This is a genomic window from Clostridium fungisolvens (assembly GCF_014193895.1).
In the GTDB taxonomy this organism is placed as follows: domain Bacteria; phylum Bacillota; class Clostridia; order Clostridiales; family Clostridiaceae; genus Clostridium_AR; species Clostridium_AR fungisolvens.
Genome location: NZ_BLZR01000001.1, coordinates 1,036,391 through 1,050,736, shown reverse-complemented (window position 1 = coordinate 1,050,736; position 14,346 = coordinate 1,036,391). Strand labels below are relative to the sequence as shown.

The 14,346-nt window shown below is 29.5% G+C and carries 10 protein-coding genes; all 10 read right to left on the bottom strand.

What is annotated here, in order from left to right; translation table 11 throughout:
* Positions 1-255 precede the first annotated feature (255 nt).
* The 10 genes from bsdtw1_RS04090 to mnmA all read right to left on the bottom strand — a co-directional run bounded on the left by bsdtw1_RS04090 (position 256) and on the right by mnmA (position 14,263).
* A complete protein-coding gene (locus bsdtw1_RS04090) occupies positions 256-399 on the bottom strand; it encodes a hypothetical protein (RefSeq protein ID WP_183276329.1) in 144 nt (47 codons plus the stop codon).
* 78 nt (positions 400-477) lie between these two features.
* Positions 478-1,755, bottom strand: a complete 1,278-nt coding sequence (locus bsdtw1_RS04085) for a helix-turn-helix transcriptional regulator (protein WP_183276328.1) — start codon at positions 1,753-1,755, stop codon at positions 478-480.
* Between the two features lie 302 nt (positions 1,756-2,057).
* The gene (plsY, locus tag bsdtw1_RS04080; protein WP_183276327.1) at positions 2,058-2,666 is read right to left on the bottom strand and encodes a glycerol-3-phosphate 1-O-acyltransferase PlsY; all 609 of its coding nucleotides are present in this window, start codon (positions 2,664-2,666) and stop codon (positions 2,058-2,060) included.
* A gap of 681 nt (positions 2,667-3,347) precedes the next feature.
* On the bottom strand, positions 3,348-5,186 hold the full coding sequence (locus bsdtw1_RS04075; RefSeq protein WP_183276326.1) for an extracellular solute-binding protein: 1,839 nt from the start codon (positions 5,184-5,186) through the stop codon (positions 3,348-3,350).
* 2 nt (positions 5,187-5,188) lie between these two features.
* Positions 5,189-6,058 carry an ABC transporter permease gene (locus tag bsdtw1_RS04070; RefSeq protein ID WP_371874652.1) on the bottom strand — a complete coding sequence of 290 codons (870 nt, stop codon included), beginning with the start codon at positions 6,056-6,058 and terminating at the stop codon, positions 5,189-5,191.
* Between the two features lie 12 nt (positions 6,059-6,070).
* The gene (locus bsdtw1_RS04065; RefSeq protein WP_183276325.1) at positions 6,071-7,156 is read right to left on the bottom strand and encodes an ABC transporter ATP-binding protein; all 1,086 of its coding nucleotides are present in this window, start codon (positions 7,154-7,156) and stop codon (positions 6,071-6,073) included.
* Between the two features lie 370 nt (positions 7,157-7,526).
* Entirely contained in the window at positions 7,527-8,099 is a 573-nt protein-coding gene (locus bsdtw1_RS04060; protein ID WP_183276324.1) for a DUF3867 domain-containing protein, read from the bottom strand.
* A 355-nt stretch (positions 8,100-8,454) separates the two neighbouring features.
* Positions 8,455-8,889, bottom strand: coding sequence for an RrF2 family transcriptional regulator (locus bsdtw1_RS04055; RefSeq protein WP_183276323.1), 435 nt, complete (start codon positions 8,887-8,889; stop codon positions 8,455-8,457).
* A 732-nt stretch (positions 8,890-9,621) separates the two neighbouring features.
* On the bottom strand, positions 9,622-12,792 hold the full coding sequence (locus bsdtw1_RS04050) for a ligand-binding sensor domain-containing protein (RefSeq protein ID WP_183276322.1): 3,171 nt from the start codon (positions 12,790-12,792) through the stop codon (positions 9,622-9,624).
* Between the two features lie 355 nt (positions 12,793-13,147).
* A complete protein-coding gene (gene mnmA / locus bsdtw1_RS04045; RefSeq protein WP_183276321.1) occupies positions 13,148-14,263 on the bottom strand; it encodes a tRNA 2-thiouridine(34) synthase MnmA in 1,116 nt (371 codons plus the stop codon).
* Between the last annotated feature and the right edge of the window lie 83 nt (positions 14,264-14,346).

Here is a 14,346-nt window from a genome sequence, read left to right as displayed (position 1 = left end):
ACAGTAAAAAAAAGCTGTGTACAAACACAGCCACATATACCCTATAAAAGAATGCTGCTTATGATGTTTCACTAAGTTATGTCTAAAAGTGCAACACAAATAAGCCTAAAATTAGACTTCTTTTGCAAAATTTAGACCTTATTCAATTTACTTAGTTTGAAACCTCAGCATTCATAAACATTCTCCTTGTTACTTTAAGATGCTTTAATTATAGCATTTCCAAAATGGAAATTTCAATACCTTTTAACCCTACTTTTAAAGTGATGGTTCTGGGTCTGCAATCATATTTATTGTTGTTTGTCCTAAATTACCACTATGGTTTATAATATTTATTGTTGGAACCATAAATACTCCTAGTAATATAACTACTAAAACTAACCTTGCAAACTTCTTTTTCATTATTAATCACCTCATAAATATATTTTATTAAGATTATGTTTAATATTATTGTTGAAATTTAAACACAATCAAATATTCTTATTCATCTATTAATATAGGCTTCAATTTATGTAATAAACTAAGACTTTCTTCAACATTCCCTTCTGTTGTGTTTATTTCTATAAGCTTATATATAGCATAGCTTCTTCCCTTATCAATATTATTTTTATCCAAAGTATCTAAGAGCATCTTCGCTGCTTCCTTTACCTTTTCTAAATCACCTATAAGTTCATATACGTTTATTAAGTGTTTATACACTTCGAACAAAACTGTAAACTGTTTATATTCCTCCGCAAAACTTATAGCTAATTCTAATATCATAATACCTTCATTATATAGCCCTTGCTTTAAGAATATCTTTGCTTTTGTATCTAGAATAGTAGAAATAGACTCTCTATTTCTTAATTTTTGTGCTCTATCAATGTATTTTAAACTTTCTTCAAATTGTTCATTATTATAATGATATTCGGCAATATTATTGTAAATCATTGATCTTGTATCTATATCATCTTCCCTTAGACTATCAATTATTTTTAGATATTCACAAAGAACTTTTTCTTTTTCACCAGTTCTTAAATAAGTATTAGCCTTTAATATTCTAGCCTTTAACAGCTCTTCTATTTCTGCACTTATATCCTTTTCTAGAATATTTTTTTCTATTACTTCTAGGCATTTTTCATATTCTTTCATTTTTGAATATCCTAAAGCTAAATTGTAACTAGCTTTTATGAAATACAAATCATTATTTTGTTCTTTGGCATACCATAAGGCTTGGCTAAAATAAAAAACTGCTTCTTCATCTTCATTTCTTCTAATTTTACAAACACCCATAGCATTATAAATATATGGTTGCAATGATTTTTGATTAATTTCCTTACATTTTCCCAGTGCGCTACTGAAATTAGTAAAGGCATTCATATAATCTGCCTCTACAAAACATATCTCTCCATTAACCTTATATGCATTAATTAACATATCACTTAACTGATATGTTTTTGCCACATCTATAATTTCTTTAAGTTCTTCATGCGTTACTTCTTCTTTTAAAAGCGCCTTTTCACAGAAGAATCTTGCGTCTTCTTCTGGACGCCTATAAAAATATTCATCATCTAGATTTATATTAATAGACATTTCTTTAGCTATCGAGTTAAATTTCTTTGCTAATAGTTCAGAACTCTTCCTGCTTATTTTTCTTTTACCACTTTCCATCATACTGATAAATGCTCTTGTCATATTAACATCTTCTAAAAGTGATTGATTGATTCCAAACTGCTTTCTCATGAGCCTTATCTTTTCGTTAGGATTATAAAAATCCACCTAAACCGCCCCCGTTTTATATAAAGTTAACATTTGTATATAAACATACAATTAATTATATTCCTATTTATGTAAAAAATCACTATATTTTTATATTTCAGTTAACTTTTTTCCTATTTTCTATCAAATATCTTATTATTTCATTTAACTCAGTATATTTCTTCTTTTTCACACTTAAATTTAACCAGCCATAAGTTTTATTTTGTTATAATTTCATAAAAATACAAAAAGCTATATTAAACTTTTCAGTTTAATATAGCTTAAATCTTGCTATGTTTAATATGACGACTAAAATTAAGTGGTTATTTTTCTTCACCATTTATTATTCTCTTTATATTTGCTTTATGTCTAAATATTAAAAGAGCTGCAGTAAATACAGTAGAAAGCACTACAGGATTCGGATATCTAAATAATATTGCAGCTACAATTAGTGCAACAGCAAGAATCATAGATCTAATGGATACAATTGATGTAGCTAGCTTTAATATAAAGAAAACTACTGCCGCAGCAATTAACGCTTTAGGAGCTAAAAACAAAAAGACGCCTACAGTAGTGTTAACACCTTTTCCACCTTTAAATTTCAGAAATATAGGATAGTTATGTCCTACTATAGCGCTAATGCCTACAATTGCAAGTAATATATTTTTATCAAAATTAATACTTATAATTCCTTTATTTATTAAGTAGCTTGTTATTGCTACTGGAAGCAATCCCTTTAATATATCAACAACTTGAGTCGCTAGTGATATATAAGTTCCACCTATCCTTCTTACGTTGGTAGAACCAATATTGCCACTTCCAACCGTTCTTATATCTATTCCTTTAATTTTTTTAATCAAAATGTATCCCGTAGGTATAGATCCTGCCAAATATGCTATTAAACTTAAAACTAAAGATATTAAAATGTCCATCAATTCAATTCATTTCCTTTCATTTGTTGTTACATGCAGATATTTGTAATTTAATATATCAACTCACATTTCAAATCTATAATTGAAACTTTTTTCTTAGTTATGGAGTTGTTATATCTCTCAGATAATTATACCCTTTATATTTTGATAAATTGACCATTAAATTTATCTACCTTTATTATAATAAATGAAAAATGCTTTTAAGAAAACATTTTTCAGTATTTTTTTAAATATTTTTATATTTTTTATATAAACTTAATTAAACCAACAAATTTACCTTTGTAAAATATCGCATTAAGACCTCTACTTTTAGCCGCTATAAAAATTTTATACTTTACATTAAAAATAGAGCGAACTAGCTTACTTCGCTCTATTTTACATTTCTATATAGGTGAACCACTTAATACTTAAATTTATGTGCTAATATTTAGGCTATGTTTAAGAATATTGTTGAAATTAATTGGTTATACAGGAGACGCTATATGAGCGAGCTATTAGAATTAAATGATTTTTTCAGATGGAATGGCGTTAAGAAACTGTACTGTTCGAACGTAGTGAGTTTACAGTTTTAGCCATGGAATATGACAAAATCATATTAATTCTTTGCGTAAGCTCATTTAAGCGTCGGATGATTAACCAATTAATTTCAACGCAGTGCTTTAACAGCGCGAATATTTAAAATTATTGTTTCACTTCAGACCAAATCTTATCAAACTCAGTTACGTGATCTCCAATGTCTTTTAGATATTCTCCCTTTTTAACCTCATCATCAGCAGGATAAACCGCTTCATCTTTCATTATTTTATCGCCTATATATGGATAAGCTGCTGTGTTAGGATTTCCATAAGGAAAATATTGAGATATTTCCGCACTTATCTCAGGTTCCATAATGAAATTAATGAACTGTTCTGCAGCCTTTACGTTCTTAGCTCCTTGTGGAATAACAAAATTATCTTGTTGTAGGAAAAGTCCTTCCTTAGGAATCACATACTTAACATTAGGATTATCTCGTTTAGCAAGGCTGGCTTCTGCTCCCCAAGCAAATATTACTTTTGATTCACCATTAATTAAGCTTGTTTTAGGACTATCACTATCATAAGATTTAACGTTAGGTTGAAGTTTTTTCAGTTCATCTTTTGCTTTTTTTAAAGCTTCAGGACTTGTCTCATTTAAGGAATAACCTAATCTCTTTAAAGTCATTCCAATAATAGCTCTTTCATCATCTAAAATCGTAAGCGAATTTTTAAATTCCGGTTTCCAAAGATCAGCATAACTAGTTATAGTTCCCTCTGGAACTTTTGAACTATCATAAGCTATTATACCTGCAAGCCACATATAAGGCACACTATACTTATTTCCTTCATCAAAAGGTAAGTTTAAAAATTGACTGCCGATATTCTTTAAATTAGGTAAAGCATCTGTATTCATAGGTTGAATTAAATTTTGCTTTTTTAATATCTCAACCATAAAATCACTGGCAACAGCTATATCATACTGTCCTCCACCAGCCATAAGCTTTGCTAACATCTCTTCATTTGAAGAAAAAGTACTATAGTTCACTTTAATATTATAGGTCTGCTCAAACTTATCAATTACTGACTGTGGTAAATATTCTGACCAATTGAAAACATTAAGAACTTGCTCCGGTTCTTCATTAGCCTTAGCATATGCCCACACCCCATAGCTTGAGCCCCCAACTAATACAAATATAGCAGTAAGTATACCACCTACCCTTTTCATACTTAAATTCACATTTCTCATCACTACTGAAAGTACAATTATTATAACTGTAAAAAGCAATATTATTGTAGATAATGCATTTATTTCAGGAGTAACGCCAAACTTGACCATTGAAAATATCTTTAAAGGTAAGGTTACGCTTCCTGGACCGGCTACGAAAAAACTTATTATTACATCATCCAAAGATAATGTAAATGCAAGTAATCCTCCTGCTATAACACCTGGCATAATTATCGGTAAGGTAACATAAAAGAAAGTTTTAAGTGCACTAGCACCTAAATCCATAGCCGCTTCTTCTACAGCCTTATCAAAACCATCTAATCTTGTTCTTACTACAGCTACAACATAAGCTACACTAAAAGTCACATGTGCAATTATAAGAGATAACCTACCTAAATCCATTTTCACTATAGAAAAGAAGGCAAGAAGAGAAATCCCCATGACTATTTCAGGTATAACAAGTGGTATATATAGAATGGTATCAAGAACCTTTTTCCCTCTAAACTCATATCTATATAAACCAACTGAAGCAAGTGTACCAATTACAACAGATATTATAGTACTAACAATGGCTATTATAAAGGAATTCTTAACTGCTTCTAATATTCCTGCATTATGAATTAAACTTTGATACCATTTAAAAGTAAATCCTGTCCAAACTACATTTAACTTAGATGAATTGAAGGAAAATGCTATGAGTACCATTATTGGTACATACAAGAACATATACATTAGAAAGGCATAGGATATCTTTAATATGTTTCCTTTTTTCTTTTTCATAATTAAAGCACCTCCCTTTTATCAACCTTACCACCAAGCTTTGTATATAAGCTTATAAGCGCAATCATTATAATTATCAACACTACTGAAATAGCGGCTCCAAAAGGCCAATCTCTAGCAGTTAAAAACTGATTTTTTATAAGGTTACTCATAAGTACAACTTTGCTTCCCCCCATTAAATCTGTAACAAAAAACAATCCAAGGGTAGGGACAAAAACTAATAACGAACCGGAAAGTATCCCTCCTTTTGTCAAAGGAAGTGTAATTTTCAAGAACTTGTCCATCGGTCCAGCTCCTAAATCATCAGCTGCTTCTAGAATTCTCATATCAAGCTTTTCTATAGAAGAATATAATGGTAGTACCATAAATGGGAACATCATGTAAAGCATACCTATCATTACGGCAGTGTTATTATACATTAGATGAAGCGGTACTTTTATCATTCCTATATTTAACAACAAAGTATTTATAATTCCTTCTGTACGTAGTAATATAATCATCGCATAAGTTCTAACTAATGAGTTTGTCCAAAAAGGAAGTATTATTAATAGCAGCAATATTGGTTTTATAGCTTTATTTGCTCTTGCAATTATAAATGCAAATGGATATCCAAATATTAAGCAGATTACTGTTGTTCCAATTGCAATAAGTAGAGATTTAAAAAATATAGTTATATACAAAGTATTTATAAGTCTCTTATAATTATCACCAGTGAAAGAATAAACTACATCTCCTACTTCACCTCTAATACAAAAGCTTACTATAACAATAAGTACTAATGGAATTAAGAAAAAACCTAACATCCATAATGCTATAGGAGCTGTAGTTGTAAGCTTCGCTAAGAGATTATCTTTAAAAATTTTCTTTTTCAATATAATCACCTCTTACGCTTTTATAACTACTGTATTTTGTGGATTCCAAGTTACAAATATATCCTTACTCAAATCCTTAAACTTATAGTCATGACCTATGGGTTCATTTACTACTATTTCTTTTCCATTTTTTAGTAGTACCACTGTTTTCACACTTGAACCTATGTAAATTCTCTCCTTAAATTTGCACTGAAGCCATACATCATTTTCTTCTGGATTTTCCTTTATCTTTATCCTTTCAGGTCTGATTGAAACAGTAAATTTATCACCTATTTCATAACTTTTATTCGGAATCCTTATTATATCTTGCTCTTGTTCAAGGTTAAGCAGAACCTCAGTTTCCTTAATTTTTATAGCTTCTCCATCTAAAAGATTAGTTTCACCTAAAAAATCAGCTACGAATCTTGTTTTAGGATTCTCATAAAGTTCTTCTGGAGTTCCTATTTGTTCAATAATACCTTTATTCATAACCACAATTCTATCGGACATAGTTAATGCCTCTTCTTGATCATGAGTTACAAAAACAAAAGTTATTCCAAGCTGCTTCTGAAGATGCTTGAGTTCCAATTGCATCTGCTTTCTAAGCTTTAAATCTAACGCGCCTAATGGTTCATCCAAGAGTAAAACTTTAGGATTGTTTACTACTGCTCTAGCTATAGCAACACGCTGCATCTGCCCCCCACTTAACTGCGAAGGCATTCTATACTCAAAGCCTTCTAGTTGAACCATGGCCAGCATTTCAGCTACTTTACTCTTAATATCACTCTTTGAAACTTTCTTCATTTTTAACCCAAAGGCTATGTTATCAAAAATATTCATATGTGGAAACAATGCGTAGTTTTGAAATACTGTATTTACACATCTCTCATGTGGAGATTTATCTGTCATATTATCTCCATCAATTACAATATCTCCAGCACTTGGTGATTCAAAACCAGCAATCATTCTTAGTGTAGTAGTTTTACCACAACCACTAGGACCGAGTAAAGTTAAAAATTCACCCTTCCTAATATCAAGGTTCAAATCATTTATAACATTTTCACCTCTATCAAAGCTTTTACTAACATTAGACAATTGAAGAAAAACATCCTCTGTCACACCTTAACAACTCCTTTTTTATTAATTTTTAAATTTAGAAAAAAGAAAACCCCCTTATTGGCTTCACTGCCAAAAAAGAAGTTTTATTTATTAACAGATAAATAAATTAATTTCAAACTTATTCATCCTTAGTTATAATTATTCATAATTGGATATTATTATAACTGAAAAAAATATAGCATATTATCTTGTAAATTTCAACACTAAAACACTGATTTACACTATATTTTTTCATGAAAAGTATATTTTTGTAATCTACTCTAAAAAATCACACTTGTAGAGTCATTTTGTAATATATTTTTATAAACTTGCATATATTGCGCATAATTCTTAAAAACATAAAAACATTTTATCATGCTCCTTACAATAATTAATATTCATACTCTCCCACGTTCTCACAAATAGATATCTTTAAATTTTTATCATCTTGAAGTTTCTTATATGAACATAAAAATTCGTTTAATTCTACATCTTGAAGATCAATCTTCTTATTACTTTTTAATATGACACTATCGCCTTCCAATATTAGCTCTAACTCATTTACCTTATTACTAACTCTGTAAGTAAGTACACTTTTAGGAATTGTTTTACCTTTATATTTTTCAGTAAAACTAATAGTTTTTCTCATAGCTTCATAATTTTGACCTGCCCCCAAGTTTCCAACAGAATTAGGATTAATACCTAAGATTTTAGCTTGGTTTTCTAAAAAGCTAGAATCAAATCCATATCTCTCCATAAGCTTCTTTTGCATATTAAAGAATTTTTCTTGTGAAATATTATTCTCTTCCATATACTTCATTATTTTTGTAGTAAAATCAGCCATAGATAGTGTACCTTGAGCTACCGAGTAATACAGACCGTAGATATAATCTTCGAACTTATCTACATCCTTATCCTTCGCTTTATTTTTGAGCTCATTAAAATCTACTATTTTATCATCCATTTAACCTTTACTCCTTCCTAGTGTTCAAAATATTTATATAAATTTATTGAAAATTCTAAAACATCTCTATTATTCTTATTATAGCAAATCAATCTTAATATACTATTAAATCTTTATTATATTTGCATCAAAATTTATGTTATAGAGTTCCTAGCTCAACTATTAATTTATACATGTCCGAAAATTCCCAGAAGCCGTAATTTTCGAATAAGTATAAATTAAGTTTCGACATATGAACTCTTTATAGATAAGCCCAAATTAAATACACTAGATTAGTATAACCAAAATAACTAATCTAGTGTATTTAGATAAAATTAAAGGACTTTATTCAATAATAAAGCCCTTTAATACTCTCTTAAATAAAGTATACGATGCTATCAGTACTATCTTTGTACTTATTAACCAAATCTTCAAGGGTTATTGAATCAAAATAATCATTTATTTTCTTATTTATCATATCCCAAAGATTATCATTTATACACTTATCTAAACTATCTATATCCTTATCATGATTTATATCTACTAAAACCAAACTACCTTCTAGAATCCTTAGTATCTCTCCTACCGTTATCTCACTAGGAGACTTAGGTAAAGAGTATCCTCCTTGCGCACCCTTTCTGCCAATTACTAAGCCACTTCTTCTAAGCACACAAAATATTTGTTCAAGATATCCTTCTGATATATTTTGTCTCTCTGAAATACTCTTAATAGTAACAGTTTCTTCTCCTGAGTTAATAGCTAAATCTATTAATGCTTTTAATCCATATCTTCCTTTAGTTGAAACTTTCACAAAATCACCCATCCTACATTCTTATGTTTTTATTCTTTATGGATGTACCAATTCGTAACAAAACTTATATTTTTAAATCCTCTTACCAGAAGCCGTGAGAGTTTCAAAAATAGATTTCGTTTTGAACTGGTATATCTTTAAACTAACCACTTCATAACTAAATTTATATATTAATATCATTCTTGATAAAGGGCTCCTGTGTCGAAACTTAATTTATACTTGTTCGAAAATTACGTACATATGACTTTTAGCATGTATAAATTAATAGTTGAGCTGGAAACCCTATAGAAGCTTAAAATATTAACAAAGCACATTACTGATGTATAAAAACCTATATATATGCCTATTGTATATATTCTATATATATTATACAAAATTTAAAATAATATAATCAACTACAGATGTACAACTTCCTAATTTAATTTGCATTTTAATTTCTATGAATGTCTCTTTATGTTCATTTATAAATATTAATAACTATATATTTCTATCAATATATCCATACTCTGATAGTATCGCCCTACTATCTTACTATAAACAATCTTTCTAGATCTCGATTAATTCTATCCGGAATAACATAATTATTATTTCTAAAATACAATTGATTATAATAATATTTTATAATCAAAAACTAAATTTGTTATAGTAAATGATAACAAATTCTATGAATAGTTTTTTTAAATAGATGATTCCTAATAACTAAATATGGTCATTAGGAATCATCTATATATTCTATACTACTTTTGTTGGTAATGTCATTATAAATTCGCTACCTTCGTTTAATTTACTTCTCACTCTTATTGTTCCATTGTGTAAATCAACCAAATTTTTCACTAAAGTCAAACCAATTCCACTTCCCATTTTATTAGTCATAGAATTATTATCTACTTGGCTAAATCTTTGGAATATCATGTCTTGATCTTCTTGTGATATACCAATTCCTGTGTCTTTTACGGTTATTCTTACATCCTCACCTAAGTCATTTATTAAAACCGTAATCCGCCCACCTTTATTTGTAAATTTAACAGCATTGGAAAGAAGATTTATAACACATCTTTCAATTTCTGTAGGAGCACATTCAATCTTTTTCTCCTCAATATCTGGATCAATTATAAGCTCCAATCCGTTATTTTCAATATATTCTTTCATTGAAAGTGCTGTTTCTTCAACTACATTAATTATATCAGTCTCAATAAATCTAAGCTTATATTGCCCAGCTTCTATTTTTGATGAGTCTATTAAATCATTAATAACCTTTAATAATCTATTAGAATTTCTATCCACAATATCCATATAGCTTTTAAGTTTATATCTACTTATCCGATTCTGTTCCTCATCATAGTTGTTTACCAATTGGACTGCTGAAAGAATAACATTTAACGGAGTCCTTAATTCATGAGATAAATTAATAAAGTAATTATTTTTAAATTTTTCATTGTCGATTAATTTCGCATATAATTGCTCATTTTCTTCAAATTTACTTTTAAGCTCCGAAGTTCTTTGTTTAACCAAGTTCTCCAAGATATTTACATAATTCCATATGAAATATATAATAGCTGCCAATATAAGCGCATATATCAAATAAGCATAAATTGATTTCCATGGTGGTTTACTTATTATAATTTTTACACTGACAGGCTTACTCCAAACTCCACTACTATTTTTCCCTTTTACTTTAAATACATAAGTACCACTATTTATATTAGTATATGACGCTATGTTTCTGTTGGATGAATAAACCCAATCCTTATCCACGCCTTCTAACATATAGGCATATTCATTTTTATTTGTATTCTTGTAGTCAGTAACAAAGAAATTAAAAGTAAAGTAGTTTTCATTATACTTAAGTTGCACTTCATTCTCAATATTAATATCGTTATTGAAAACTTTAAGCTTCTGTATGGAAACAGTTGGTGTATATCCTGTTTGAATGATTTCCGAAGGATAAAAACTATTTAATCCATTTATACCTCCAAAAAACATTTCTCCAGAAAAACTTTTATAAAAAGAATATTCATTAAACTCGTTCCCTTGAAGTCCATCTGATTCATCATAATTTATAAAGGTATTTTTATTTACGTCAAACTTTGAAATTCCTCCATTAGTGCTTACCCATGGATTATTATATTCATCTATTAAAACACCGTACAAATAGTTGTTAACAAGTCCGTCCTTTTCTGTATATCTTTCAAATTGCTCTTTTTCCTTATTTAGTTTATTTAACCCATGATTCGTAGCAATCCATATGTTGCCTAGCTTATCCTCTGCTATAGATTTTACGCTATTAGAAGTAAGAGAATTTTTATCATTGCTATTATTTCTGTATATCTTTATCTTATTTGATTTTCTATCAAATCTTATAAGTCCACCATCTAGACCACAGCCAACCCACATTACACCTTCACTATCTTCATATATGTACGAAATAAAGCTATCGGTTACACCATTCTGCTTAAATAGATCTTTATAATGAGTAACTTGCCCACTTCTTATGTCTAAAGAATCCAAGCCATCTCTAGTACAGATCCAAAGAATTCCACTCTTATCTTCATATGTAAACTTAACATTTTTATCTGCAATAGAAGTATTTTCAGTTTTATCATTCTTACCACTAGTAGTATATAATTTAAACTCTTTAGTATTTTTGTTGAAATCATACAACCCATTTTCAGTAGATACCCAAATATGGCCCTCAGAATCTCCACTTAAACTTGTTATTTTAGAGTTAGACCCATTTTCATAGTACTTAACCTCACCAGTAGATCTATTAACCATATTTAGAGTTCCAGAATTTGTTCCAATCCAAAGCATTCCTTCATTATCTTCATATACACCGCTTATCATATCATCACTTAAGCCATTTTTTTCTGCAGGGTTCATAGAATAATTTTTAAAATTCACATAAGTCTGAAAAGTACTTATTCCTTTATTGGTTCCTACCCAAATAAGTCCTGATCTATCTTGATATATACTTACGACATCATCATTTACGAGGCTCTTTGGATCATAGTACTTGTTTTTATAGTTAACAAACTTATTTGTAACGCTATCGTATTTACTCAAGCCATTATTTGTTCCTATCCATAAGCTTCCTAAGGAATCCTTATATAAGGCTTGGATACTATTTGATGGAATTGAACTTTTATCCTCAACTTTATTTCTATACTCTACATAGGTATTCTTATACTTGTTGTATTTTCTTAGTCCGCTACCATTTGTACCTACCCATATATTTCCACTACTATCTTCGCATATCTTTGTTATATAATTATTATTGCTTCCATCTGAATTTTCGTTACTAAAATATCTTGTAAATTGTTTTTTAGAAGGATCATAACTATTAAGTCCATTTTTAGTTCCTATCCATATCAATCCATCCAAATCTTGAAACAAACATGTTATAAAATTATTACTTAAACTATTATCATCCTTTGGATTATTGTTATACCTATAGAAACTATCTGTAGCCTTATTATATATATCCAGCCCTGCTGTTGTTCCAACCCATATATTGCCATCCCTATCCTTTAAAAGAGCCCATACATTACTACTGGATAAAGTATTGACATTATTCTCATCACTTGTATACCTTGTTATCTTTTCAGTACTGGGATCAAGCTTGTTTAATCCCTTGCTAGTAGCTAACCATATTAATCCATTGTTATCTTCAACAATATCATCTACGTTATTTGAAGTAAGACTGTTCTTAGTGTCCAATTCATATTTATAGGTCTTATATTGATGTCCATCATATCTATTAGCACCATCAGATGTCCCTATCCACATATATCCTTTTGAATCTTGAATAATAATTTGAGCAGATGTTTGAGATAATCCATTTTCAGTTTCAACTCTTTTGAATTTCGTATCGCTTTCAATTGCGCTAGCTTTAGTAATGTCCATTGATACACATACTATAAAGATAATAATAAAGTTTATTAATTTTTTTATAATGCCCTTACTAATATAGATCCCTCCTACAAATGCTGTAAGATTATCCTCTGCATCTTTTATCATATTTCAACATAAATATACATTTATTTTACCTTATTAGTTCCTTAAACTTCAAGTGCTATTATTTTTTTGTTATAAATAAAATACTATTAAAAGGTCCATTATATCTGTTACTTTAACAAACCTATCCAGCACACTTTTAGTTACATTTTACATGCATATAACTTTCAACTTAACACATAATAATTTTAATAGTCAAAAAAGAAGGTGTCTTTATGGGATAAACACCTTCTTTTTATTAATACTAAATATATCTTTTCAATTCCTCTTCATTTTTGAAGGTATTATCTATTATTCCTCCACCAAGACATTTATCTTCATCATAGAACACAACAACTTGACCTGGTGTTATAGCCTTCTGTGGTTCGTTAAATTCCACTACACAACAATCATTTTCTTTTATATAAACTGTTACATCTTGATCCTTTTGTCTATACCTAAACTTGGCTGTACACCTAAAACTATCTAATTTTGCTTTATCGCTTATCCAATTAATATCAGTAGCCATAAGTCCATATGAATATAACTTAGGATTTTTCTCCCCTTGAACTACATATAAGATATTGTTTTGTAGATCTTTTTCAGCCACAAACCAAGGCTCTCCTTCTCCACCTATTCCTAGCCCTTTTCTCTGCCCTAAGGTATAATGCATTAATCCGAAATGTTCTCCTTTTATCTCTCCATCAAAAGTCATAATCTTTCCACTCTTAGCAGGGAGATAATTATCTAAGAACTTATCAAAATCACGCTCTCCTATAAAGCATACTCCAGTACTATCTTTTTTATCTGCAGTAGCGAGTCCATTTTCCTTAGCTATTTTTCTTACTTCTGATTTATTAAGATGTCCTATAGGAAACATACTTTTAGACAATTGATATTGATTAAGTTCACAAAGAAAATATGTTTGATCTTTATTGGAATCATTTCCCCTAAGTAATCTATATTCTCCATCTTTAAAATCAACTTGAGCATAGTGACCCATTGCAATATAGTCCGCTCCTACCTTCATAGCAAATTCAAGGAAAGCTTTGAACTTTATCTCCTTATTACACATTACATCAGGATTGGGTGTCCTTCCTTTTTTATATTCAGACAAGAAATATTGAAACACTTTATTCCAATACTCTCTTACAAAATTAACTGTATAGTAAGGTATTTCAAGTTTCTGACACACTCTTCTAACATCATCATAATCATCTACTGCTGTACATACACCACTTTCATCTTCTTCATCCCAGTTTTTCATAAAAACCCCGATAACCTCGTAGCCTTGCTTTTTTAGTAACAGCGCTGCAACAGAAGAATCTACTCCACCTGACATACCCACAACCACTCTTGTATCCTTTGGATCCTTTGTCATCTTCGTATATCTACCTTTCCGTATATATTGACATACCACTTCATAATAGAATTTTTATTTTCTAAGCCTACACTCAGCTCTCA

Coding starts and splice junctions, on each gene's coding strand:
- mnmA (WP_183276321.1), bottom strand. CDS start 14,263: ATGACAAAGGATCCAAAGGATACAAGAGTGGTTGTGGGTATGTCAGGT.
- bsdtw1_RS04050 (WP_183276322.1), bottom strand. CDS start 12,792: ATGGACATTACTAAAGCTAGCGCAATTGAAAGCGATACGAAATTCAAA.
- bsdtw1_RS04090 (WP_183276329.1), bottom strand. CDS start 399: ATGAAAAAGAAGTTTGCAAGGTTAGTTTTAGTAGTTATATTACTAGGA.
- plsY (WP_183276327.1), bottom strand. CDS start 2,666: ATGGACATTTTAATATCTTTAGTTTTAAGTTTAATAGCATATTTGGCA.
- bsdtw1_RS04060 (WP_183276324.1), bottom strand. CDS start 8,099: ATGGATGATAAAATAGTAGATTTTAATGAGCTCAAAAATAAAGCGAAG.
- bsdtw1_RS04075 (WP_183276326.1), bottom strand. CDS start 5,186: ATGAAAAAGAAAAAAGGAAACATATTAAAGATATCCTATGCCTTTCTA.